Annotated in this window: 21 protein-coding genes and 1 pseudogene; 3 read left to right on the top strand and 19 right to left on the bottom strand. The window is 50.1% G+C overall.

From position 1 onward, the window contains the following. The first annotated feature begins 6 nt into the window (after window positions 1-6). Both sucB and Ga0123461_RS08945 read left to right on the top strand, forming a co-directional pair. Complete coding sequence (gene sucB / locus Ga0123461_RS08950; protein WP_100278023.1) at window positions 7-1,116, top strand: dihydrolipoyllysine-residue succinyltransferase; 1,110 nt, start codon at window positions 7-9, stop codon at window positions 1,114-1,116. Between the two features lie 18 nt (window positions 1,117-1,134). After that, entirely contained in the window at window positions 1,135-1,605 is a 471-nt protein-coding gene (locus Ga0123461_RS08945; protein ID WP_100278022.1) for a Crp/Fnr family transcriptional regulator, read from the top strand. Between the two features lie 173 nt (window positions 1,606-1,778). On the opposite strand, the pseudogene htpG reads toward Ga0123461_RS08945, so the two are convergent. The 9 genes and pseudogenes from htpG to Ga0123461_RS08905 all read right to left on the bottom strand — a co-directional run bounded on the left by htpG (window position 1,779) and on the right by Ga0123461_RS08905 (window position 10,209). Continuing rightward, window positions 1,779-3,670, bottom strand: a pseudogene (gene htpG, locus Ga0123461_RS08940) (molecular chaperone HtpG). A gap of 276 nt (window positions 3,671-3,946) precedes the next feature. After that, window positions 3,947-4,252 carry a DNA-deoxyinosine glycosylase gene (locus tag Ga0123461_RS12585; RefSeq protein WP_232710107.1) on the bottom strand — a complete coding sequence of 102 codons (306 nt, stop codon included), beginning with the start codon at window positions 4,250-4,252 and terminating at the stop codon, window positions 3,947-3,949. Between the two features lie 42 nt (window positions 4,253-4,294). Next, window positions 4,295-5,902 carry a recombinase family protein gene (locus Ga0123461_RS08930; RefSeq protein ID WP_100278021.1) on the bottom strand — a complete coding sequence of 536 codons (1,608 nt, stop codon included), beginning with the start codon at window positions 5,900-5,902 and terminating at the stop codon, window positions 4,295-4,297. Window positions 5,903-5,905: 3 nt separating this feature from the next. Next, complete coding sequence (locus Ga0123461_RS12385) at window positions 5,906-6,055, bottom strand: hypothetical protein (RefSeq protein WP_157819301.1); 150 nt, start codon at window positions 6,053-6,055, stop codon at window positions 5,906-5,908. A gap of 39 nt (window positions 6,056-6,094) precedes the next feature. Beyond that, window positions 6,095-6,277: a hypothetical protein gene (locus Ga0123461_RS08925; RefSeq protein WP_100278020.1), complete on the bottom strand. Its 183-nt coding sequence runs from the start codon at window positions 6,275-6,277 to the stop codon at window positions 6,095-6,097. Beyond that, window positions 6,271-7,344, bottom strand: coding sequence for a hypothetical protein (locus Ga0123461_RS08920; RefSeq protein ID WP_100278019.1), 1,074 nt, complete (start codon window positions 7,342-7,344; stop codon window positions 6,271-6,273). Before Ga0123461_RS08920 ends, Ga0123461_RS08925 begins: the two co-directional genes overlap by 7 nt. A gap of 4 nt (window positions 7,345-7,348) precedes the next feature. Then, window positions 7,349-7,741, bottom strand: coding sequence for a hypothetical protein (locus Ga0123461_RS08915; RefSeq protein WP_100278018.1), 393 nt, complete (start codon window positions 7,739-7,741; stop codon window positions 7,349-7,351). A gap of 297 nt (window positions 7,742-8,038) precedes the next feature. Continuing rightward, complete coding sequence (locus Ga0123461_RS08910) at window positions 8,039-8,191, bottom strand: response regulator (RefSeq protein WP_157819300.1); 153 nt, start codon at window positions 8,189-8,191, stop codon at window positions 8,039-8,041. Beyond that, window positions 8,182-10,209 carry a PAS domain-containing hybrid sensor histidine kinase/response regulator gene (locus Ga0123461_RS08905; RefSeq protein WP_100278016.1) on the bottom strand — a complete coding sequence of 676 codons (2,028 nt, stop codon included), beginning with the start codon at window positions 10,207-10,209 and terminating at the stop codon, window positions 8,182-8,184. Before Ga0123461_RS08905 ends, Ga0123461_RS08910 begins: the two co-directional genes overlap by 10 nt. A 353-nt stretch (window positions 10,210-10,562) precedes the next feature. Between Ga0123461_RS08905 and Ga0123461_RS08900 the strand changes: the two genes are divergently transcribed. Beyond that, the gene (locus Ga0123461_RS08900; RefSeq protein ID WP_100278015.1) at window positions 10,563-11,705 is read left to right on the top strand and encodes a diguanylate cyclase; all 1,143 of its coding nucleotides are present in this window, start codon (window positions 10,563-10,565) and stop codon (window positions 11,703-11,705) included. A gap of 903 nt (window positions 11,706-12,608) precedes the next feature. On the opposite strand, the gene Ga0123461_RS08895 is transcribed toward Ga0123461_RS08900, so the two are convergent. The 10 genes from Ga0123461_RS08895 to Ga0123461_RS08850 all read right to left on the bottom strand — a co-directional run bounded on the left by Ga0123461_RS08895 (window position 12,609) and on the right by Ga0123461_RS08850 (window position 20,848). Beyond that, window positions 12,609-13,010 carry a 3D domain-containing protein gene (locus Ga0123461_RS08895; RefSeq protein ID WP_232710106.1) on the bottom strand — a complete coding sequence of 134 codons (402 nt, stop codon included), beginning with the start codon at window positions 13,008-13,010 and terminating at the stop codon, window positions 12,609-12,611. Between the two features lie 28 nt (window positions 13,011-13,038). Beyond that, a complete protein-coding gene (locus Ga0123461_RS08890) occupies window positions 13,039-14,652 on the bottom strand; it encodes an NAD(P)/FAD-dependent oxidoreductase (protein ID WP_100278014.1) in 1,614 nt (537 codons plus the stop codon). Window positions 14,653-14,665: 13 nt separating this feature from the next. Next, window positions 14,666-15,043 carry an aspartate 1-decarboxylase gene (gene panD, locus Ga0123461_RS08885; protein ID WP_100278013.1) on the bottom strand — a complete coding sequence of 126 codons (378 nt, stop codon included), beginning with the start codon at window positions 15,041-15,043 and terminating at the stop codon, window positions 14,666-14,668. Between the two features lie 14 nt (window positions 15,044-15,057). Next, window positions 15,058-15,912, bottom strand: a complete 855-nt coding sequence (panC, locus tag Ga0123461_RS08880) for a pantoate--beta-alanine ligase (protein WP_100278012.1) — start codon at window positions 15,910-15,912, stop codon at window positions 15,058-15,060. Beyond that, entirely contained in the window at window positions 15,909-16,697 is a 789-nt protein-coding gene (gene panB / locus Ga0123461_RS08875) for a 3-methyl-2-oxobutanoate hydroxymethyltransferase (protein ID WP_100278011.1), read from the bottom strand. The genes panC and panB overlap by 4 nt, the downstream gene beginning before the upstream one ends. A gap of 113 nt (window positions 16,698-16,810) precedes the next feature. After that, window positions 16,811-17,485, bottom strand: coding sequence for a glycerophosphodiester phosphodiesterase family protein (locus Ga0123461_RS08870; RefSeq protein WP_100278010.1), 675 nt, complete (start codon window positions 17,483-17,485; stop codon window positions 16,811-16,813). 16 nt (window positions 17,486-17,501) lie between these two features. Then, window positions 17,502-18,173, bottom strand: a complete 672-nt coding sequence (locus tag Ga0123461_RS08865; RefSeq protein WP_100278009.1) for a deoxynucleoside kinase — start codon at window positions 18,171-18,173, stop codon at window positions 17,502-17,504. After that, window positions 18,061-18,663 (bottom strand): 2-amino-4-hydroxy-6-hydroxymethyldihydropteridine diphosphokinase, encoded by a 603-nt coding sequence (folK, locus tag Ga0123461_RS08860; protein WP_100278008.1) that lies wholly within the window; start codon window positions 18,661-18,663, stop codon window positions 18,061-18,063. Before folK ends, Ga0123461_RS08865 begins: the two co-directional genes overlap by 113 nt. Beyond that, window positions 18,660-20,264, bottom strand: coding sequence for a gamma-glutamyltransferase family protein (locus tag Ga0123461_RS08855; protein WP_100278007.1), 1,605 nt, complete (start codon window positions 20,262-20,264; stop codon window positions 18,660-18,662). The genes folK and Ga0123461_RS08855 overlap by 4 nt, the downstream gene beginning before the upstream one ends. Further along, entirely contained in the window at window positions 20,261-20,848 is a 588-nt protein-coding gene (locus Ga0123461_RS08850; protein WP_100278006.1) for an SPOR domain-containing protein, read from the bottom strand. The genes Ga0123461_RS08855 and Ga0123461_RS08850 overlap by 4 nt, the downstream gene beginning before the upstream one ends. Window positions 20,849-20,852 lie beyond the last annotated feature (4 nt).

The following is a 20,852-nucleotide window of genomic DNA, read 5'->3' as shown; positions in this document are numbered from 1 at the left end:
TAAACGATGGAAATTGAGATCAAGGTACCTAGCCTCGGAGAGTCCGAGACCGAAGCGACACTGATTACCTGGCTGAAGCAGGAGGGTGAAGCCGTTGCTGTTGATGATGTGCTGGCAGAGATCGAAAGTGACAAGATCACCATGGAGATCACAGCCCTTGATAGCGGTGTGCTGACACGGGTGCTGAAAAAGGTTGAGGATATTGTCGAGCCTGGCGAGGTGATCGCTTATATCGATGATAGTGTGCAGCCAGCTGCAGGGGCTTCCACCGCCATTGATGCCACCACAGCCGAAGAACCTGTGAAGAAGGTGGCCGAAGCGGTCCCGGTTGAGGCGGTTATAACTGCGCCAGTGGAGCCCAAACCTGTGAAGCAGGTTGCCGAGGCTTCTGTAAAAGCTGCCGCCACCTCTGCGGGACGAAAGCAGGAGCGGGTGCCGATGAGCAGGCTTCGCCTTCGCATCGCTGAACGGTTAAAGAGCGCGCAGAACACGGCGGCAATGTTGACCACCTTTAATGAGGTGAACCTGCAGGCAGTGATGGATCTGCGCAGCCATTACGGAGAGCCATTTAAGAAAAAACATGGAGTAAAGCTTGGTTTTATGTCCTTCTTTGTGCAGGCGGTCAGTCATGCGATCTCGAAATATCCGGCGCTTAATGCCTATATCGAGGGTGACGATATCGTCTATCACGATTATGTGGATATCGGCATAGCCGTGAGTAGTGAGAGGGGGTTAGTCGTACCGGTGCTGCGCGATGCGCATCTGTTAAGCCTGGCCGAGATAGAGAAGGGGATCGTTGATCTTGCAGACAAGGCACGCAGCGGTGGCTTAAGTCCGGATGACTTGAAGGGCGGCACCTTTTCGATCACCAATGGAGGCATTTTTGGCTCCATGCTTTCAACCCCGATTCTTAATCCTCCGCAGAGTGGCATTCTTGGTATGCACAATATCCAGAAACGGGCCGTGGTTGAGAACGATACCATTGTTATCAGGCCGATGATGTATCTGGCGCTCTCCTACGATCATCGCCTGATCGATGGTTCTGAGGCGGTTCGCTTTCTGGTTACTGTGAAAGAGGCGTTGGAATATCCGGCAAGTTTAAGCCTCGACCTCTGAGTTATCAGTAGCTGCTGCATGGACTCCTCCCGCTGTAAGTTGCTGCAGTCGATGCCGGTGTTCGGTGGTGTCAGCTGTGAAACAGTCATGTTCCTGATTGAACGGGCAACCGAGATGACGCTGAATAAAGGTGAGTTTTTCTTTCACGAGGGTGATTCTGCGACATCAATGTTTGTGCTTGAGAGTGGCGCCGTTTCCGTGCTCAAGGTGCGCGATGGTAAAACACATCTGGTCAGGGAGCTTGGTGAGGGTGACTGTTTCGGGGAGATGGCGCTGCTCGATCTCTATCCGCGCAGCTCATCGATCATGGCGACCAGCTGCTGTCACGCCATCGAGGTTGGTCAGGCGAGCCTGTTCGAGCTCTATCGGAAGAATCTGGAGCAGTTCACGATTATCCAGATGAATATTGGCCGTGAGATCAGCCGTCGCCTTCGATTGACTGACGAGCAGCTCTTTTACAACAGCAGTGGAAAAGCTTCCATCTCGTAACAAGAAGCGAAAGTCGCTTCTCTGAGGCTTCATGTTTCAGACGCTATTGGTTATTGGCTACTGGCGTAGAAACTCAAACAAAACAAAGCAGGGCGACCTCACCCATATCTGAGTTTTCCGAACAGGTCGGGTCAGATATTGAGGGGAGGGGGAGGTAAGGCCGCCCCGTTAGTTTACTTCACCAGCAGTGCGTTAATCTTGCGAACAAATCCGGCCGGATCTTCCGGCAGAGCGCCTTCTGCCAGCACGGCCTGATCAAACAAAATGCTGGCGAAGTCCTCGATTTTCTCTTTGGAACGCATCTTAATCAGACGCTGAATCAGTTCATGGTCCGGGTTGATCTCAAGGATCGGTTTCATGTCCGGAACATCCTGACCCGCCTGTTTGAGAATACGCTCCAGGTTATTGCTCATGTCGAAGGTGTCGGAAATCAGGCATGCCGGAGATTCGGTCAGACGATCAGAAATGCGAACATCTTTCACCTTCTCTCCGAGCGCCTCTTTGATCTTTTCCACGGCAGGTCCAGCAGCTTTAGCCTTCTCTTCATGCTCTTTTTTCTCTTCCTCGGCATTATCACCGATAGCCGAGAGATCAAGCTCACCCTTGGCAATGGATTTCAGCTTCTTGCCGTCGAACTCGGTCAGGTGGGAGGTCAGCCACTCATCAATACGATCGTGCAGCAGTACAACCTCGACTCCTTTCTTGCGGAATATCTCCAGGTGAGGGCTGTGTTTGGCAGCTGCCAGTGACTCGGCTGTGATGAAATAGATGGTATCCTGCCCTTCCTTCATGCGGCCAACATAGTCTGCCAGTGAGACGTTCTGCTCATCAGACTCGGTGCTGGCGAAGCGCAGCAAGGGAGCAATCTTGTCACTATTGCTGGAATCTTCGATCACACCCTCTTTTAGGCAGCTTCCGAACTCGCTCCAGAAGGTGGCGTAATCTTCCGGCTTATCCTTTGCCAGCTCTTCAAGCAGCCCAAGCACGCGCTTGGTTGCCCCCTTCTTCATCGCATCCATCGCAGGGCTCTTCTGCAGAATCTCACGCGATACATTCAGCGGCAGATCATTGGTGTCCATTACGCCGCGTACAAAACGCAGGTAACGTGGCAGCAGCTCTTCATTGGCTTCCATGATGAATACGCGGCGCACATAAAGCTTTACGCCATGTTTGGCTTCAGCCTGCCAGAGGTCGAATGGAGCGCGCTTAGGAAGATAAAGCAGCAGGGTATATTCGTACTTACCTTCAAGGCGCTGGTGCAGGCGCGCCAGCGGGTCATCGAAGTCGTGCCCGATATGCTGATAGAAGTTGCCATACTCCTCTTCAGAAATCTCTGATTTAGGACGTGTCCAGAGGGCCGATGCCTGATTCACGGTCACGGTTTCAGCAGGTTTGATCTCTTCGCCATCTTCGCCGCCGACAGGTGCACCCATCATACGGATAGGGAAAGGGATATGATCGGCATATTTGTGGATAATGGTTTTCAGGCGCCAGTCATCAAGGTACTCATCAGCCTCTTCACGCAGGTGCAGGATGATCTCGGTGCCGCGACTCTCTTTATGAACTGTTTCCAGCTCATATTCACCGTCACCAGCAGATTCCCAGCGTACGCCATGCTCATGTTCAAGGCCTGCACGGCGGGTAGTCAATGTCACCTTGTCTGCAATAAGGAAGGAGGAGTAGAAGCCAACACCGAACTGACCGATCAGGTGTGCATCCTTTTCCTGATCACCGGAGAGCTGGCCGAAGAATTCCTTGGTTCCGGAGCGGGCGATGGTGCCGATATTGGAGATCACTTCATCACGGCTCATGCCTATACCGTTATCGCGGATGGTGATGGTGCGGTTCTCTTTATCCAGATCGATAAAAACATGCAGGTCGGAATCGCCCTCAAACAGGGCATCATCGGTGGTTGCCTCAAACGCAGCTTGTCGGCTGCATCCGATGCATTGGAGATCAGCTCACGCAGGAAAATCTCTTTGTTGGAGTAGAGCGAGTGAATCATCAGATCCAGCAGCTGTTTTACCTCAGTCTGAAAGGCGCGTGTCTCTTTTGTTGCAGTCATGTTTTCTCCTCAAATTTATTCAAATGGGGTGATTCATAAATTGTTGAATTGCTTTAATGGGGTCGCCCTTAGTCGATTTCAAGGGTCTGGGGTACAATTTTCCACACTTCCAGTTTTTGCGACCGTTTCATCCCGGCATTGGCAGGGCTGGAGGAGGGGAGAAGGTGCCTTTCTATTTTCTGAAACTCCGGTGAAAGGTTTGCAAATACCAGCCTTTGATAGAGTTCTTCGGCCTTTCGCCCGTTAAAGAAAACAACTCGGATATGCGAATGCGTTTTAAAGAAAGACTCGAAATCGTTGCAACCACGATTCGATCTCGATTGCGGAATCCAGACTTCCCGGCCGAACGCACTGGTGGGCCACATCCCAGAGCCCCACGCCGTTCTTGCGTAGTTGTGCCAGCCGCTCTTCGTACTCCAGACTCGCAGTAAATCCGAATAGCTCTCCCATAATTGGCCAGAAGCCGTTCTGTGGATGCGCATAATATTGGTCCGCCGCAATCGACTTCCGGCTCGGCATGGAGCCAAGAATCAGAATCTTTGCATCCCTGTTCGCGGAGTAGGGGAAACCTCTGTCGATCATCACCGAACCGTTACAGCGTTCGATCTCCCCGGCAAGTGATGATCACTCCCCAGTCCTTTTGTTCGAGTCCTGCTTGGGGAGCCAGTTCGGGACAAAACTGGGCACTCCACCTGTCGTTTGGGTTAATGCATTGGCTAAGGCTGAGTAACTTCCTGAGATTGTGGCGACCTTTCCGTCCACAATGATATTATCCACCAGCAGTTTCAGATATTCCTTTCCGAGGCAGCTTTCCCTGTTCAGAAGCCTCTGCCTCATGGCAACACTAAAGTTTTCGATGTGCTTTGAATGAATTGCTTTGAGAGGCATGTATTGTGAACGCCGATATCCTGCAATCTCGGTGAGAATCTCTTGATGGCGAACTTGCTGCTTATGTGCTCGTCTCTTTAGTGAACCATCCAGCGGAAGGATTCCTTCTTCAACGGCTGCAAACAGTCGATTGCGCTTCTTCTCCAAGTCTTTGAGTTCAGCAGTAAGCTTCCCGATTTCTTCCTTCTCTGTTGTTCTGGATGCCGTTTGTTTTTGCCTCATTTCTTTGAGCAGCATCTCTATGCGAGAAGGGATCAGGATTTTGTCAGCCATTCTCTCAAGAATCAGTGCATCCAGATTCTCCATGGGAACGCTCTGACCGTTGCAGGCTTTAGTTCCTTTGTTGATGCGTGTGGTGCACTTGTAGTATTTATACTTGCCGCCTTTGCCTGTTGCCAACGTCATGCTTCCACCACAACAGCCGCACTTAAGAAATCCAGTTAACAAAGTGGGAGTGTTGACCAGTCTCGGCGGCACTTTCGCCGGTGCGCGCGCCGCGGAGCGTGCTCTCGCCCGATCGAAGAGCTTCGCCGAGACAACCTTATCCACTTCCAGCTTAATCCACTCAATCTCAGGCTTGAGTTTCTTGGATTTGGAGTCGCGTTTATTGAAGTAATACTCTCCCTTATAAATTGGATTGGAGAGCACGTTACAGACTTCAGTTTTCCCCCATGACTTGCCTCGCTTGAGAAGTCCACGTTCATTCAGATGGGTAGCGATAGAGCGAAGCCCCAGCGCTGTTCCGCGGTGGCCGTTGAGGTACAGGTTGAATATCTTTTTAACGATGTTTGATTCCGCAGGATCAAGACGTAGACGTTTCTTATTACCCCTGCGACCTTGGAGAGGCACTTCCTCAGTCCGGTAGCCAAAGGGAGGCGTTGAACCGTTCCAGAATCCTTGCCGAGCATTCTCCTTCATGGCTCGCTGGGTGTGCTTTCCATTCTCTTTGCTCTGATACTCATCGAACACGTTGAAAATCTTGCGTGCCATTTCGCCCGATGGGTCGTCGCTAGTCTGCTGCGTGATTGATACGAGCTTTACGCCAGCCTTGTTCAGCTTGCGTTCGTAAAGGCCGAACTCCAGAGAATCACGAAAGAAGCGGGAGAGGCTGTGAACGATGATGCCCTCAAATGGGGTCGGAGAGTGTGTGGCATCTCCAATCATGCGCTGAAACTCTGGCCGCTTGTCGTCAGTGGCAGACGCTCCTGCTTCGACGTACTCCATGGCAACCGTATAGCCCTGCGATTTACACCAAGCTCGCATCTGTTTGAGCTGGTCTGGAATAGATAAGTCCTTCTCAGCCTGTCTTGCAGTTGATACTCGTGCATAGAGAGCTACAGCCATGGCTTACTCCTTTTCTAGTTCAATCTGGATCAGCGTGTCCCTGATGAGATCAGGAAGCATTGCATGAAGGATGCCTAGCTCCTCTTCGCAAATATCTTCCAGCAGCTCATCGTTAAAGCTGATTGATACATTATAGTCTTGTTCCTTGTTCAAGCATAAAACACCTGTGCATAGTGTATTCCTGCCCGACCCTTACCTTTCCTGCTGATCGAACAATTCTTTCAGCTCTTTCTCCAGTCCGTTTTTTCCAAATGCATCCAAAGCCAACTTCCGGAAGGCTCTGAACTGTGATTCAGACAATGATGACTCAGCCACAAGTAGCACTTGCGTCATTGGCTTGTTCACCAGCGCCATAACTTGGGAGAGGATTACCACTTCCCAAGCCTCATTTCTGTTGCTCGTTTTTCTACTTCACTTTCCCATGTTAGAGGATCGTCTACCTTTGAAATCCAACTCTTGAGGTCAGCAAAGGTTTCATCTTTTGAGAACATTGGTTCATTTTCTAAAAGGCATTGAATCGCCGCAAAGCGCTTCAGGTATCCATAAACGCTGATAGCAATCCGGTACCTTCTTTCTTCTAATGTCGAAGCTGAATCCAACTCCTTTTCAATCTCCCCAAGGTTTTGTTCTTCAATGCGTTTCTGAAGGTCTATCCAGACTGGGTGCAGAGGCCACCGAGAGCGGTTCTTGTCAGTAGTTGGAATGCGTAAAGTGTCATGCTTTTCTGCTAGATAGCTGAGTAGTGACCCTTGCCCTTCTTTAAGTTGGCTGAATGTTCTGATGCCGTGATCTCTAAGTGCATCTTTTCTGACCTGCCATTCAACACGCCAAACATTTTCATCACATCCCCAGAGGCCGAAGAACCAAGTCTTTTGGCTCTGCTGGTTAATTTCCGCGATCTTGTCATATACGCGTAGGACAATGTCACCTTTGCCAAAGGTGAAAGTTTGATCTTTACCGTTATCCCTATGTTTACTGTCCTTAGCAGAGCGACTTGCGAATGAGTCCTCATCAAAATCCACTTCTGGGATTTGATAGTCAAAGCTGAAGTCTACCCGAGATAGGGACTCTGGCTTGTACCCCATAAAGCCCAAGCCGTTAGCCCAATCCAGAAACTTTGAATGAAGAACTTCCGCAGACTCTCGCCATAGAGCTTCACTAAGGAACGTCACGAAGAAAGGCGGATCATTGAACTCCCCAAATTCAATTTTGAAATCTTGGTTCGACATTACGAAAGGGAATCCGGATGAGCTTCCATAAGGGTAAAACAGAAAAGAAGTTCCGCCCAGGTTGATATGCTTTGGGTCTCTGGTTTTACTCTGCCTTAGTTTTTCCTTCTCAGTTGCTAGCCATTCAAAATCAATTCCAGCGTCCATGTCCGGCCTGAGAAAATAGGCACACTGGATTGTATCATGGCCGTGGAGAAGGAAGGAGGAACTCATATGCTTACTTTTCTTCTATTATCACTACTTTGTCTGAAAACAATGGTGCTGGATTTTCGTTGCCCAGTTCTTGTTCCAAGTCAATATAGTGTTTGTTAGCTAGGCTATAGAAACGGTTGGTTGGCCCAAGGTCTTCGAAAATATCAATCTCAACACCTTGTTCCGAAATATGATCTGTTTGCTTTCCTTTCACTTCGGGAAAAGAGGTTTGGAGCTGATCCAGTGCGCTAGACAACAAGTCACCAATGATCTCTGTTCTGGTCTTGTTTGGGTACATATCGCACAGAGCAGAGACTCTGGCAGCAACATGAACAGGCAAACGTAGTGAGAATTGTTTAGGTGTAAGCCTACTATTATCTGGTGCTTCCCAAATGCTGATTAAATCACTGGCCTTCATTTCGCCTCCAAGTGTCGCATGAACTTTAACCGAAACTTAGTCTAAGTTTTGCGCGAATGTCAACAGAATCATTCTTGATGGATTTGTGAATAGGAAAGATTGACCTATACTGAAGGGTGCGGGAATGGGTATGGATGTATTTATAGCCCCCCGTGTTACTGAAACGGGGGATAGAGAGCCGGCGACCGGCAATAGTCGGCCAAAAGAAGACACTCACAAAATTCTAATTACCTTGAAATCAATCGCGCAGTTACTGATTTAACATTTAAGTATCAATTGTTTGGCGAATCAATTGGCTCACTTTTCTATAGAAAATGGTTTGTTAACAATAATCTCATTACTCATCTCAATCTGAGGGCATTTATCATAACCAGTGGAAAAAATTATTTTTATGCTCGGATCAATCTGGCGAATATGCTGAGCAGCTTTATCACCAGACATCACGGGCATGACGACATCCATAATAATAAATCAATCGCTTCAGGGTGCTCTTTGAACAGATCAACAGCCTGCTGGCCATTTGAAGCAGTCATCACCTGATAACCCATTGATTCCAGCACTTCTTTGCCTGTATCAATAATGCCTTCCTGATCATCAACAAACAGAATAGTCTCACCCTGACCCTTTTCAGTGACTTCTCCATCCTGTTTCGATGAATCAGCAATCTTTTCAGAATCGACCAGCGGCAGGTAGATATGGAAAGTGGCACCCTCACCTTCAACACTCTCCACTTCGACAAACCCGTGGTGACTTTTTACTGAGCCAAACACCATGGCTAAACCAAGTCCTGTTCCCTTGCCAACTTCTTTGGTGGTGAAAAAAGGTTCAAAAAGGTGACTAGTTCTGTTTTCTGGAACACCACAACCATTATCTTGCACGCTCAAATGAGCATAAACCCCTGTTGCAAAACCCATATGCTTTTCAATGAATGTCTCATCAACCTGAAGTGCTTCAAGCCTGATGGTAATGCGTGGTTCTGTACTCCATTCGAGTGCATCACATGCGTTGTTAACCAGATTCAACAATACCTGATGAATTTGAGTAGCATCACCTTTAACAATCAATTCATCAGCACAAACATCCTCTCCTAAAGTAATATTTTCAGGAATAGATGAATGCAATAATTTGATTGTTTCCTTAATGAATGGAGTGAATGGAAATGGCTTCATGCTAACCCGATCTTTACGGGCAAAGGTAAGTAGCTGCTGAATCATATCAGCGGCACGATAAGAAAAGCCTTCTATATTTCTCAGTTTTTCTATTGCCTTGGGGTTTCCCTCTGAGGACTGTTTGGCCAGATATAAATTGCCCGTAATCCCTGCCAGCATGTTGTTGAAATCGTGTGCAATACCACCAACCAGCGTGCCAAGTGCTTCCATTTTCTGAGACTGCCGGAATTGTTCCTCAAGCATGTCATGATCTGTCATATCCTGCTGGAGAGCCACATAATGACTAATTGACCCTTCATCATTCAGGATTGGAGCAATAGACATAGTTGCAGGGTACTGGCTGCCATCTTTGCGACGATCGATAATCGAGCTATTAAAAACTCGCCCATCTGTAATGGTATTCCATAGTTCTTTGTAATACTCATCCGATTGATTGCCACTCTTAAGGATTCTTGGGTTTTCTCCCAACACTTCCTCAGCTGAATACCCCGTCATCCTAGTAAAAGAAGGATTTACGTATTCAATTGAGCCTTCCGCATCTGTAATAATCACAGATTCGCCAGCCTGTTCTACTGCTTGAGACAATTTGCGCGTTTTTTCTTCAGCCTGCTTGCGTTCGGTGGTTCTCTGGAAGAAAACAGAGATACCATCATCCACAGGGTGAACACGAACATCAAACCAGTTCGCATATGGCGCTATGCCAAAATAAGTTTCAAAAGAAGTGGCAACTTTTGTATCGAAAGCCCTTCGATATTGTTTTTCAAATATAGAGCCCTTTGCCTCAGGGAATGCATCAAAGATAGGTTTTCCCAAAACGTCTTTTGCTTCACGGCCCAATATTTCTTCTGCAGAAGAGTTGAAGTAAGTGAGAATTAGATCTTCATCTTTCAAGATAAAGAACCCATCGCTGATCCCTTCTACAGTGGAGCGGAATTTCTTTTCACTGACTTCCAGATCAGCTTCGGCCTGTTTAAATTCAGTAATATCAGTGGCAACAGCATAAACCTTCCCGTCTTCATCAGCAGCTGTGCCTTGCCATGATAGCCATTTGTAAGAGTTATCCTTGCACTGATAGCGGATTTGAAAGCATATTGTCAAACCGCTCTGTAACTGCCGATTTATTTCATCGATTGTTCTTTGTCTGTCATCTGGGTGGATAAATTCTACCAATGGTTTTGAAGTGAATTCCTCAACTGAATAACCTAGAATATCTGTCACAGCTTCATTACATTCTATGAAATATCCCGTTTCAATGTTCGCAGTGGCAATTAGGCCGGGGAAAATGTCAATGGTGCTCATATCCAACGACCTCCAATACTCCCGCTAAGACATTCCTATTATGAGCCTTCTTTCAAAAAAAGCGAATGTCCGATTTTGGCCGTTCTAAGACGGTCAGAATGCAAGAGCGACAGTGTCAATCCAGTGGTGCCCAGATTTGTCCGGACTGGGGATGCAGTAGGGACTCGAAAAGATATGTATGAGTGGCAGCTTCCGGCCATAATAAGCCATTCAACAGCACGAGGGGCAGTCCTCTTTAAAATAGTGTTAATGACATCGGGAAACAGTAACTTTGTCCTCGCATTGCTAAGAGACAATATGTGTATATTGTCTTTTGTATATACAAGATCTGGTGCTTAATTGAGGTGTCGAATATGATTGAGAGAGTTGGCTACCATATATTTATTTCAGTGTTAGTTGTATCTGCCTTGATAATAATTTCTCTTTTTGCGTATTCGATAAAATCTTCTCACGTGTTAACAGAAATTGATGCACCTTTAATTGATGCCGCGATGGAAGTAAAATTAGAATTGACCTTGGCTCATTTGAACTTTGAAGAGCATCTGGCGGGTGATAAAACAGCAACTCTAGATCAAGTATATGCTCATATTGATAATTCGAAGTGGTATGCGGAAGCGATGCTTTTTGGTGGCCAAAATTCAGAAGGCACTTATTTAGCTCTTAATCAGGAAGTCTTGCGAAAGAAAGTTTTTAAAGTCCTAGATGGAATTGCCAGCATTCAAAAGAAAATAAAACAGCGCCTCTCAGTAACTAATGGAGCTATGGCTGGCAGTCCACTTGATCATAGCTTTGATCAAACATTTGAAAGTATTTTTAAGAGTGCCGATGAAGTTGAAAACTCATTATTGCTCTATCTTGCATCTGAGCGAGCATCTAAAAAAACAACCGATTATGCAATTTTACTCATCTCTATTTTATTATATGCATTCGTAATTAGGTATACCATCATACATCATAAAAAAGAGCGGCTTCTTAGTAAGAACTTAGAAAGAATGGCCACTTACGATAAGTTAACCGGAATTCCAAACCGTCGCTTCTTTGATGAGACTTTGTCAAATGAATGGGCTCATGCTTTGAGAGCTAAGACACCAATTTCCTTAGTGCTATGTGATATTGATTATTTCAAAAAATATAACGATGCGCTTGGTCATCAGGCTGGGGATAACTGCCTAAGACAAGTGGCAGAAATCATGAGCAGTATTTTACAGCGTCCAATTGATAGTGTTTCACGATATGGTGGAGAAGAGTTTGCATATATATTTCCGTTTACAGATGAAGAGGGGGCAAAAAACAGGGTTGATGTTCTTCAGCGTACACTAAAAAAACAGAGGATTCCTCATCCAGAATCAGATGCAGCTGATCACGTTACAATTAGTGTAGGTGTTGCGTCTATTATCCCAAATGCCAGCCAGTCTCCTGATGACCTCATCTCCAAAGCAGATCAAGCTCTCTATCGTGCAAAAGAGAAAGGTAGGAACCAAATCTGTATGGCTTAATCATAAGAAACTACTAATCAACAAAGCTGGAGCTGGCCTATTTGAATGACCGATTTTGGCCGTTCTAAGACGGTCAGAATGCAAGAGCGATAGTGTCAATCCAGTGGTGCCCAGATTTGTCTGGACTGGGGAGCCTTGAGTCACTCGAACTAACTGAGTTGAATGACTGCTTGCGGCCATAATTAAATTTAAAGGCTACTGAATTGGGAGTTTATACCCTACCCTTTGCTTCATGGTAGTAGATGCAGCCAAGCGCACACACATCTTCTTTCTTTGCGTCTGGGCGACGATCCCTTTCAAGCTCAATACCATGGTTGTTGCATAATGTGTCTTCTACTTCCCAGCAGCGAATGGGCGCTTTCAGTCTATGCATTGGGCAATCTACATTGTGACAACCTAAGTACTCATAGCATTGTTCCATGTCTTTCTCCAATCGGCTTCTAACTAAACAATAGCTCCTTAGCATTACTATTGTAGCAACAATAATCGTTAATTTGAACAGATGGCTGCATCTGACTGGTTTGAGTCAGTTGGAAGTTGATATGAATCACCCATTCCAGTGATGCCCTGTTTTATTATTCAGCCCATTCATGGTCTTCACCCTTCGGACGTAACACTGCAAATTATCTGTCCTGATGATTTGTCCGGACCGGGGGAGCGCGAAAAAAAGCAGAATAACTGACTAAGATAGGTCTTCAATTTGGATGGAAAAGAAAAAGGGCCCCGGAAGGGGCCCTTTTGTTGAACTGTGTCCGGAGGAACTAAGGGAGGGAGGGGGAGGGTGTCCGCTCCGGACAGCTCAAACAATAGCCCCCTTCGGTTAGAGGTTAGTTAATTGACAATGAAAACTTATTAATGATTGATAATGTAATAATGTGTCTTGCTGCCTGTGCCGGATAAGGGTTACCAGCTGATGGTGACTTTGCGTTTACCCCATTTGCGGGCGGCTTTGATGTCGGTACCCATGTAGATATCGATCTTGCGGCTCCAGCGTTTGTTCATCTTGTCTTTGACCAGATAGTAGCCGGGAAGCCCCTCGATTTTCACCTTCGTATTATGTTTCAAACCCATCTTGAGCAAATCGCGGGATACGGCGATCACCTTCATGCCGGGTTTAAGACGATCGCCCCATGCGCCGATGGAGGGGTTACCCTGGGTCTGTGACCTGACCGAGTTGTAGGCACTGGCGGTGACGGTAAGTTTGTGACCGCTAGTGGAGCTGGAGTGAGCGACGCTGCAGCTGCCCAGTGCCACAAAGAGCAAAAGTATGAATGTGCGCTTGAATGACCTCATGGTACTTCTCATTCGCCATATCCTGCCACTATAGATTTTTTCAACTGTGACTCCGCTCAATAATCGCAGCCGCTGCTTTAAGGCCGTCTACTGCCGCCGAGACGATGCCACCGGCATACCCTGCGCCTTCGCCGACAGGATAGAGACCTGAGACATTAACCGACTGCATCTCATCATTGCGCTCAATGCGGATAGGTGAGCTGGTGCGGGTCTCGCTAGCCAGAAGGTTGGCCTCTTCTGTCACATAACCGCGCATCTTGCGATCGAAACCCTGTAGTCCTTCAGCCAGTGGCTTGGCGACCCAGTGCGGTAGAAGTTCCCACAGATCGGTGGGGATGGCTTCAGGTTTAAAGCGGGTGGCGGCAAGGGTGCCTGTTGCCTTCCTGTTTACAAAATCGGTAAGTCGCATGGCAGGGGCGGCGTACTTCTCGCCTGCTGCCTTGAATGTGGCAGCCTCAAGTTCGCGCTGGAAGGCGATACCCATCAGTGGACTCTCTTTGATGCCGTGACGGGAGATATCCTCAGGTGTGACCTGAACAACAATGCCGGAGTTGGCCCACTGGCCGGCCCGTTTGGCATTACTCATGCCGTTGACCGCCATGGCACCCTCTTCAGTGGGCGAGGGCACAATTAGGCCTCCCGGACACATGCAGAAGCTGTAAACCCCGCGTTTGCCAAGATACTGGTCGGCCACCTGATGAGTGAGCGAATACTCTGCAGCGGATAACTTTTCATGGCCCGCAGCATTGCCGAACTGGATGGAATCGATCAAAGCTTGCGGATGCTCGGCACGTACACCCACGGCAAAGGCCTTGGCTTCCATTCGGATACCGAGCTGTTGCAGCCGTTCGAAGGTATCGCGGGCTGAGTGGCCGGTGGCGAGAACCACGTGCCTGGCAGTGATCTCTTCACCGCTGTTGATGCGCACACCCGTTACTTTTCCATCTTCGATTAGTAGGTCATCAACACGCGTTTCAAATCGATAATCAACACCTAGTTTGATCAGTGCTTCACGCATATTGCGTACAATGCGTACCAGTTTATCCGTACCCAGGTGTGGATGTGCGTCAACGAGAATGTCTTCTCTGGCACCAAAACGAACAAAGGAGTGCAGTACCCAGCGCAGGAAGGGGTGTTTGATGCGTGTGTAGAGTTTTCCGTCGGTATAGGTGCCGGCACCACCTTCGCCAAAACAGATGTTACTTTCAGGATCCAGTTCACCGCGTGAACGCAGACGACCGATATCGCGCATGCGCGTCTCTACAGGCCTACCGCGCTCCAGCAGCGTAACGCGAATGCCTGACTCGGCTAGTGCTAAGGCTGCAAAAAGGCCGGCAGGACCGGCGCCGATCACCACGGCATGGCTCTCGACTGAAGCCTTTCTGGAAAAAACCTCAGGAGGTTCAGGGAAGAGGCTCGAGCGTTCCATTAGACGACAGTTATTCGGCACTACATCAAGCGGTAGCTTCAGCTCGACTTCATAGGTGCAGACGAAATGGATATTGCTCTTCTTACGGGCATCAATGGCGCGGCGGGAGCAGGTCGATGTCTGGATGTCATAAACAGTCAGATTCAACTGGCTTGCCAGTCGGTGGATTACTTCGCTTTCGCTTTCATCAAGCCCGACCTGAACATTGGAGATGGCATAGAGCACTTAGGATCTGTTCTCAGGCTGCTGCGAGGTGGCCATGGCTGGTGTGGGTGATGGCATTATCACTATCCACATAAACCAACGCCGGGTTGAAGTGCTCTGCCTCTTTAGCATCCAGTTCGGCATAGGTGCAGATGATCAGCAGGTCGCCCGGATTCGCCTTATGGGCTGCAGCGCCGTTGACACCAATGGTGCCGGAGCCACGTGGGGCTGTGATGGCATAGGTGGTAAACCGTTCACCATTGGCAACGTTATAAATGTGCAGCTGTTCGAACGGAAGAATATTGGCTGCATCCAGAAGGTTCTGGTCGATGGCGCAGGAGCCTTCATAGTCGAGCTCGGCGTGTGTAACCGTGGCACGATGGACTTTGGATTTAAGCATGGTGAGTTTCATCAGAACTCCTCCGTTCAGGGCTGCTGCGCTAGCTGCAGCGGCATATTATCGATCAGACGTGTGTCACCAAGCTTTGCCGCGATAAATACCCGGGCTGGCTGGCTGGTATTGAGTTTACGTTTGGCTTTAAGTGAGCGTGCAGAACGCACATCCAGATAGAGGGGCGAAATGCCCGCATCGGTGAGGATGGTCATTGCTGCACGCTTGAGTGAATCCACATCGGATTCGCCGTTGAGGGCCAGCTTCTGCATGGCAATAAGCGATTGCGACAGGCAAATGGCCGCGGTGCGTTCTTCATCCGAGAGGTGGCGGTTGCGACTGCTCATCGCCAGCCCGTCGGTTTCGCGAAGGGTGGGGCAGCCGACAACCTCAATTGGCATCTGCAGGTCGCTGATCATGCGGCCGATAATTGCCAGCTGCTGCCAGTCCTTTTCACCGAAGATGGCGATGTCGGGCTGCACGATATTGAAAAGGATATTCACTACAGTAACCACGCCATCGAAATGGCCTGGTCGTGACGCACCACAGAGGCAGTCGGAAAGTTTGGTCGCTTTCAGCGTGATTTTTGGTCCGCTCTTGGGGTAGAGCGACGTCGGATGGAAGATGAGGTCAACACCCTCGGCGGCACATAGCCTTGCATCCTCATCAAAGGTGCGTGGGTAGCTATCCAGGTCCTCATTGGGACCGAACTGCAGCGGATTAACATAAATGCTGACAACGACGATATCGGCAAGGTTTTTTGCCTTGCGGATCAGGCTCAGGTGGCCTTCGTGCAGGCACCCCATAGTGGGAACAAAGGCGATCGTCTTGCGACCTCGCAGCGGTTTAAGCTGGCGACGGATTTCAGCTGTGGTGTGAGCTACCCTCATTTCGGGAAAGAGCCTGATTTAACGTCAGAGGCCCAGCGGGAGATAGCTTCACTCATGACCTCGCGCACATTGGCATAGGCAGGAGCAAACGGCGGATTGGATTCGGAGATGCCGACAAGATCATTGAAGACCAGTACCTGGGCGTCGCAGTCGCTGCCTGCACCGATACCAACGGTCGGGATATCCACCTGTGATGTGATGGCTGTTGCAAGCTCAGCCGGGATGTTTTCCAGCACCAGTGCTACCGCACCTGCATCTGTCACCGCTTTTGCATCGGCAAGCAGTTGAACCTGTTCGCCTTCGCTTTTGCCACGTTTGCCGTAGGAGCCGAATTTTTTTACCGACTGGGGCGTTAGTCCGATATGGGCCACCACGGCAATGCCGCGCTCGGCCAGAAAACGGATGGTCGCAGCCATGTGCTCGCCACCCTCGATCTTCACGGCATCACAGCCACTCTGCTGCAGTACAGATACACTTGAGTCAAAGGCCTGTTCAGCGGATTTCTGGTAGCTGCCGAAGGGGAGATCACAGACCACCCATGCATGCTTACGGCCGCGCACAACTGCGGCTGTGTGATGGATCATCTGATCGAGTGTGACGGGAAGGGTGGAGTCGAAACCCAGTGATACCATGCCGAGCGAATCACCGACCAGCAGCACGTCGCATCCGGCCCTCTCGGCGATGGCGGCTGATGTAGCATCGGATGCTGTCAGCCATACAGTTTTTTCGTCACGTTGCTTGGCGCGCAAGAGCGTCGCTGCGGTGACAGGTTTATTGTTTGTCATCTCATTCCTTTCTGCTTCGGTCCGTCTCGTTCAGAGGGGGGTACCGTCTTTCAGGATCGGCGTATGGTAGGTATTTGCGGGGGTTCGCGCAAACCGCTCAGGTTATTGCTATTTCACTTCGGCGTGGAGCCGCTCTTTTGCAGTGCCCTTTGAAGGCGAGAGAAGTGATTGGTTTCGATCAGGTCGATGCCGCCTGCGTGCAAGGCTGATGCCTGTTCCGGACTGTTTACTGTATAAGCCACGGTCTTGACTCCCCGGTGATGCCACTGCCTTGCCTGGTCGCTATTTTGCCATGGAAAAAAGAGGTATGTGAAGGGGCCCTCGGGGGACCGACCCGACTCCATAACCCAGCCGGCCGAACCATTGAACTCCCGACTGCACACCTCAACCAGCTTTGCCGACATGCTGATCGGGACAATCCGCTTCAGCAGGGGTTCCGGAATCATGGTGTGTAGGGTTCTGGCGACGGATCTGGCCGATCGCCTTTGCAGGACCGGCAACTTGATCTCGATGAACAGGGTGATCGCCGGTGAATGCTCCAGCCACTTCAGCACTGCATCGAATGTTGGGATGTGCGGGGGAAGTTCATTCCGTGCCAGCTCGGATACCCTTCCGGTTTCTAAACGGCTGTCATGGACAATGACCGGCATGAAATCTTTAGTGAACTGGATATCGCACTCGATATAGAGCGCTCCTGCTTTTGCTGCCGCATCGAAAGCGGCAAGTGTGTTTTCGATTTCATGTTCATGATCGCCGCGGTGTGCAACGAGAAAGAGGGATGGGGTCATCGCCACTTTGTCAGGATCAGGAGTAACTGGCCCAGAATTCAGTTTGTGAATGCATATTGCCAATTCGTTTGATCAGCTCATCAATCGCATCATCGTTTTCGGCGAAATTCATGCGGTCGGTCTGCACAACCAGTAGCGGGGTTTCCTGATAATGGAAAAAGAACTGATCGTAGGCAGCAATGACCTTCTGCAGGTAGTCGGATTGAATGCCGCGCTCTATCGGGCGGTTGCGGCCGCGAATGCGATCCATAATTACACGCGGGTCAGACTGCAGGTAGATCACCAGATCGGGTTTGTGCAGGTCAACCGTTACAAGTTTGGCCACCTGCTCGTACAGCCCCAGCTCTTCGTCGGAGAGGGTGACTGTGGCGAAGATATGATCCTTGGCGAAGAGGTAGTCACTGACAATGCCCTGGGTAAACAGATCCTGCTGATGCAGCGACTGCCACTGCTTCAGGCGCGAAAAGAGGAAGGAGAGCTGCACCGAGAGTGCATGACGGGATGGGTCCTGGTAGAAGAGTTCGATAAAGGGATTGTCATCAACCTGCTCGAAAAAGGTGGCGGTCCCAAGTTTTTCAGCAAGCTTCCGGGTCAGCGTGGTCTTGCCAACGCCGATAGCGCCCTCGATAGCAATATGGCATTGATCCAGTGGCCTCTTGCCAAAACGTCCATCCATCACTGTTACCATGCATCCCCCCGGATAGTGGCACTTCACCGGCGGCGATCACTTCCTTCAATCGTTCGGCTACTGTCTGTCCAAGTTCTGGATGTTGCCACTCCGGAGCCAGATCGCAAAGGGGGCGTAACACGAACTGGCGCTCGAACATAAACGGGTGCGGAACAGTTAGCCGTTCCATCTCAATGGTTTCCGTGTCTATAGCGATGATGTCGAGGTCAAGGGTGCGTGCTCCCCAGTGCTCTTTACGCCTCCTTCCATGCGCCAGTTCAATGGCCTGCAGTGCATCAAGCAGCTCAAGGGGCGCCAAGCCTATCTCGATGGCGATCACCGCATTGAGGTAGTCCGGCTGGCCGGTAGGCCCCACTGGCGGGGTTCGATAGAGCAGGGATGATTGGATGAGCTTCGTGTCAGGCAATGCTTCAATCATACTGCGGGCGGAAATAAATGCGGCTTTAACATCACCGAGGTTGCCGCCGAAGGCGATGAAAGCTTTGCTCATGCGAAGGCGATGGCGCCGCCACGGCGCGGATCGCCACAGCCGTGCAGATTGCCGGTCGGATTGCGAATGATGGCATGCACGCCACCGAAATAGACACTCGGCTTCTGCCAGTCGCGCAGCCGCCAGCCGAGTGAGATTAGTAGCTCCCGCTCATGGTCGCCGAGAAATCCAGGCTCGATATCCAGCTCACAACCTTCATTGTGAAGGCGCGGTGCATGAACGGCCGACTCGATATCCTGACCCAGTAGCCTGTAACGCAGCAGCGCCTGCAGGATGGCGCCCCGCAGCCGGTTGGAGCCACCGCTACCAAGGACGAGCGAAGGTTTGCCATTTTCCAGAAAGATTGAGGGTGCCATCATCGATGAGAGTGTGGCACCACCGGCCAAGGCATGGAAGCCGAGCGGGTTGATATCCTCTTCGCCAAGCATGTTGTTGAGGTGGATGCCGGTGCCCGGGACGACAATGCCTGAACCCTCGCCATTGCTGCTGGTCATGGAGACCGCCATGCCGTCTCTATCGACTACGCTGATGTGGGTTGTACTGCCGTGGCGGTTGTCCGGTTCTCTCACCTCCTCATCATCATTGAGGGTCAGGAAACGGTTGTGGATTTTCGCTATAGCCTCTATCAGGTGCTTGGGCTCGAGTATCTGTTCGCTGATCTGGAGATCGTGAATGCGACTATCCAGCCCTTCTCGGCGCAACAGGCTCGCAGCACGAAGCCCTTCAGCCACCAGTATCGGCCACGGCATATCCGATGTTTCCTGCATCAGGCGGTCGAGCACCGCCGTAGCAAATGCAATCAGAAGGCCGCCTGATGAGGGGGGCGGGTTGGTCAGCAGGGTGCCGCCGAGCACCTCTATGGCCAGAGGCTTGCGAATATGTACCTGCTCAGCACGCATATCCTCCATACCTAGCAGTCCGTAGGGCGTGCATGCCTTGACGATCTCTTTTGCCAGGTCGCCATGGTACATCTCTTTGATGCCTTCTATGGTAAGCATCTCCAGAGTGTTGGCCAGGTCGGGATTGCGAAAGGAGTCACCCTCACGCCAAAGTTCGCTGATCTGGGTGCCTTGTTGCACAGGGGCATAGAGCGAGCGGCATTCAGGGGTGTCGGTGAGAATGGGTTTGAGGAGTTTGACAAATGAAGCCTGTAGGTGATTAAGGCGAATGCCGCTTCTGGCTGCATCGACTCCGGGAGCCAGCACCTCGGCAAGCGGCAACTTGCCATGTTCTTTATGGGCGTGAAACAGCATCGCCAAAAGTGAAGGTGTGCCGACCGCACCCTGACCGACATGGAAGGTTTGAGTTGTATCGCCGAAATCGATTGGAACGGCTTTGAGTTCAGGCTTGATACCGGTGAGTGCCGACCCCAGAGGCATGTGGGCAAAGCCGTCGTAGAGGATGGAACGATTTGAAGTGTCGGCGATCAGCATGAATCCACCGCCACCCGGTGCAGTCAGGACAGGTTCGGCAATAAATGAGGTGGTGATGGCTGCAATAGCGGCATCAACGGCGTTGCCGCCCTCTTTCAGAATGGCTGCACCCGCTTCTGCAGTAGCCGGATGGCCGGCTGCAACCATGCCCTTTCTGTCCCTGTTCATGCGCCTTTCTGCTGAACGATAAAACCTTTGGTTTTCATTTTCTTTTCAATCGCCTTCTGTAGCTTTTCAGCTTCAGCGTGATCTTTTTTCGGCCCGGCCCAGACTGCATGCAGGCCATTTGGTTTTGCTGAGATGACGGCATTCCAGCCCTGACGTTTAAGCTGGTCGACCAGCCCCTGGGCTCGAGGTTTTTCGCCGAATGCGCCCAGCTGGACATAGTAACCAGAGGCTGGGGTAGAGCTGGTTTTGCTGCTCACAGCCTTCACTGCCGGTTTCTTTGTAATCACCCTGTTCGATGTGACAGGTTTTGCTGGGATAACCACAGCTTTAGGCTGCTCGATCTCGGGGGTCGATTTTACTGCTTCGGCCGGCTCCTCAACAGGTGGTGCAATCCGTTCAGCCAGAGCGTCTGAATCTCTTGCCGTATCCTCAACCTGCTCAGGCAGAGCCACCTCTTCCTGTGAGAATTCAAACAGATCGGGCTTAAGAGAGGCTATCAGAATAAGAAGCAGGCAGCAGAGAGCAAAAATCCATGCTGAACGATGTTCAATGGCCGATGCCTGCCAGGTTGTCTGTTCTGTCATGGGG

Source organism: Mariprofundus aestuarium (assembly GCF_002795805.1).
Taxonomy (GTDB): domain Bacteria; phylum Pseudomonadota; class Zetaproteobacteria; order Mariprofundales; family Mariprofundaceae; genus Mariprofundus; species Mariprofundus aestuarium.
Note: the sequence above shows the minus strand (reverse complement) of the source record. Positions and strands in the feature narration are given on the sequence as shown.